At 67.9% G+C, this 2,862-nt stretch carries 3 protein-coding genes and 1 pseudogene; all 4 read right to left on the bottom strand.

Features of this window, described 5'->3' with window-relative positions; translation table 11 throughout:
- On the bottom strand, positions 1-503 hold a 503-nt coding region (locus tag A9O63_RS00575; protein WP_167354591.1), incomplete at its 3' end, for an AAA family ATPase.
- A 27-nt stretch (positions 504-530) separates the two neighbouring features.
- On the bottom strand, positions 531-1,367 hold the full coding sequence (locus A9O63_RS00570; protein ID WP_002719271.1) for an outer membrane protein assembly factor BamD: 837 nt from the start codon (positions 1,365-1,367) through the stop codon (positions 531-533).
- Positions 1,368-1,481: 114 nt separating this feature from the next.
- Entirely contained in the window at positions 1,482-2,402 is a 921-nt protein-coding gene (gene lpxC / locus A9O63_RS00565) for a UDP-3-O-acyl-N-acetylglucosamine deacetylase (RefSeq protein ID WP_069330172.1), read from the bottom strand.
- A gap of 227 nt (positions 2,403-2,629) precedes the next feature.
- Positions 2,630-2,862 (bottom strand): annotated as a pseudogene (locus A9O63_RS00560) (cell division protein FtsZ); the annotation flags it as partial.

The raw sequence follows: 2,862 nt of genomic DNA, 5'->3' as shown, positions 1-2,862 counted from the left end.
CGCGCGGCGCCGAGCGCGGTCCAGGCGCGGCGGCAGGCCGAGAGGTCGAGCCCCGCGAACGTGTCGAGCATCTGCCGGTGGCCGCGCGGGTTCAGAAGGCCGCGATCGTCGTGCTGCCCGTGCAGCTCCACCAGCCGGTCCGAGAGGCCCCGCAGCACCTCGCCCGAGACGCGCCGGTCATTGACCCAGGCGGTCTTGCGGCCGTCGGCGAAATTCACCCGGCGCAGGATCAGCTCGTCCTCGGCCTCGATCCCCGCCTCGTCGAGCACCGCCCGGGCGGCATGGCCGGGCGGCAGGTCGAAGACCGCCGTCACCTCGCCCTTGTCGGCGCCGGCGCGCACGAGTTCGGCCCGGCCGCGCCAGCCCAGCACGAAGCCCAGCGAGTCGAGCAGGATCGATTTGCCCGCCCCCGTCTCGCCGGTGAGCACGTTCAGCCCCGGCTGGAAGGCCAGCGAGAGCCGGTCGATGATGAGCATGTCGCGGATGTCAAGCGAGCGCAGCATCGCCCTGCCCCGTGAGGTTCGCGCGCGTCAGAGCCACTCGCCGCGGATCATCTGGCGATAGACCTTCGAGAGCCAGCTGTCGCCCTTGGCCTCCATCGAGAGACCGCGCCCGGTGAGGAGCTTGTAGCTGTCCTCGTAGAACGGGCTCGAGCGGTAGTTGTGCCCGAGGATCGCGCCGGCGGTCTGCGCCTCGTTGACGAGCCCGAGGGCGAGGTAGCTTTCCACCAGTCGGTGCAGCGCCTCGGCCGTATGGGTCGTGGTCTGGAAATCCTCGACCACGGTGCGGAAGCGGTTGATCGCGGCGGTGTAATGGCCGCGCTTGAGGTAGTAGCGGCCGATCTCCATCTCCTTGGCGGCGAGATGGTCGAAGGCCAGATCGAACTTCAGGATCGCGGACTGGGCATATTCGCTCTCGGGATAATCCTCGATCACGACGCGCAGCGCCTGCAGCGCCTGGAAGGTCAGGCCCTGGTCGCGGCCCACCTCGTCAATCTGGTCGTAATAGGAGAGCGCCAGCAGATACTGCGCATAGGCCGCATCCTCGTCCCCCGGATAGAAGTCGAGGAATCGCTGCGCGGCACCGCGCGCCTCTTCGTAGTCCTTGGCCTTGTGGTAGCTGTAGGCCTGCATGATGAGCGCGCGCTTGGCCCATTCCGTGTAGGGATAGAGCCGCTCCACCTCGGAGAAATAGCGGATGGCGCGGTCGGGCTTGGTGCGGGCCTCGAGCTCGTATTCGCCGCGCTGATAGATCTGCTCGGCGGTGAAATTTTCCAGAGGCGGCTCCTTCTGGCTGCCCCCACCACAGCCGGCCACCAGCGCGACACAGAGGGCCGTGCCGAGCAACCGCGCGCCAGACTTCACCATGTTCCGCTTACCTCTGCCCTCTGCCCCGTCAGACCATGGCCCGACGGCTGTTTGCCCGGTTCCTAGCACAGAAAAATCCGGGGCGCAAAACGCCTTTGCGCCCCGACGCCAGGATCAGCGCAGTGCAGGGACGTCCGACCGGTGGACGCCCACGCCCGGCAGCTTGCAGCCCGCCATGAGGCCGCAATCCACGAGACGGAAGGCATCGCGGCGGGCGAAGAGCGTCCGCAGCAGCCGGTTGGTCAGCGCGTGGCCGGCGCGGATGCCGGTGTAGCGGCCGATGATCGGGCCGCCCGCGAGCGAAAGGTCGCCGAGCGCGTCGAGCATCTTGTGGCGCACCGGCTCGTCGGCATGGCGCAGGCCACCCGGCGAGAGGATCCGGTCGCCCTCGAACACCACGGCATTCTCGAAGGTGCCGCCGAGAGCGAGCCCGTTCGCGCGCATCGCATCCACATCCGCCTGACGGCAGAAGGTGCGGCTGTCGCAGAGCTCGCGCACGAAGGCGCCGTTGGACATGTTGAGCGACTTCTCCTGACGGCCGATGGCCGCTTCGGCGAAGTCGATCGAGAAATCGATCTCGAAATCGTCGGCGGGCTCGAGCCGGGCCACCGCCTCTCCCTCGCGCACTTCGACCGGCTCGAGGATGCGGATCGCCCGCACCGGCTCGGCCTGCTCGCGGATGCCGCGGGCGAGGAAGGCCTCGACGAAGGGCACCGACGAGCCGTCGAGGATCGGAACCTCGGGGCCGTCGATCTCGATCAGCGCATTGTGAATGCCGCAGCCGGCGAGGGCCGCCATCACATGCTCGATGGTCGAGACCGTCACGCCCGAGGGATTCGCGATCAGGGTGCAGAGGCGCGAGGGCACCACCGCATCCCAGCGCGCCGGGATCAGCGCGTCGCCCGAGGTCACGTCCACGCGGCGGAACCAGATGCCATAGTCGGCGGAGGCGGGCTTGACGACCATGCGGACAGGCTCGCCGGAATGGAGCCCGACGCCGGTGAATTTCGCTGCGGATTTCAGAGTGCTCTGCACGGCCTTGTCCTTTCCGGCTTGTGGTCCGGTTCACGTCGACGGCTTCTCTCCGTCTTGCCATCGTGAGTTAGGATGTCGCGCATTTCTTCTCAATTCACTCTTTGTGACCGCATGTAACAGAGAGACGTCATCGGCGCCCCCTCTCCGCCGACCCGCCGGAACTGCTTGATCCAGAAAAGAAAAAGGCCCGGACGCGCCGGGCCTTTCCAAAGAGAGATGTGAACGGATCAGTTTGCCTGACGCCGCAGGAACGCCGGGATCTCGATGCGCTCCTGATCGGCGGACATCTCCGGCTCGTCCTCGTAGCTCGTCACCGGCGGCTGCTGGCGCGATTGCTGCGGGCGCTGCTCGGGCTGCTGCTCGCCGTGGCCGGCCATCCGGTTGATGAGCGAGCCGATGCCGAAGCGCGGCTTCTCGGCCGAGGCGGCGGCGGCCGGGCGCTGGACCGGAGCGGCGGGGC

This window comes from Cereibacter johrii (assembly GCF_001720585.1).
GTDB classification, from domain to species: domain Bacteria; phylum Pseudomonadota; class Alphaproteobacteria; order Rhodobacterales; family Rhodobacteraceae; genus Cereibacter_A; species Cereibacter_A johrii.
This window is presented reverse-complemented; position numbering and strand designations above follow the sequence as displayed.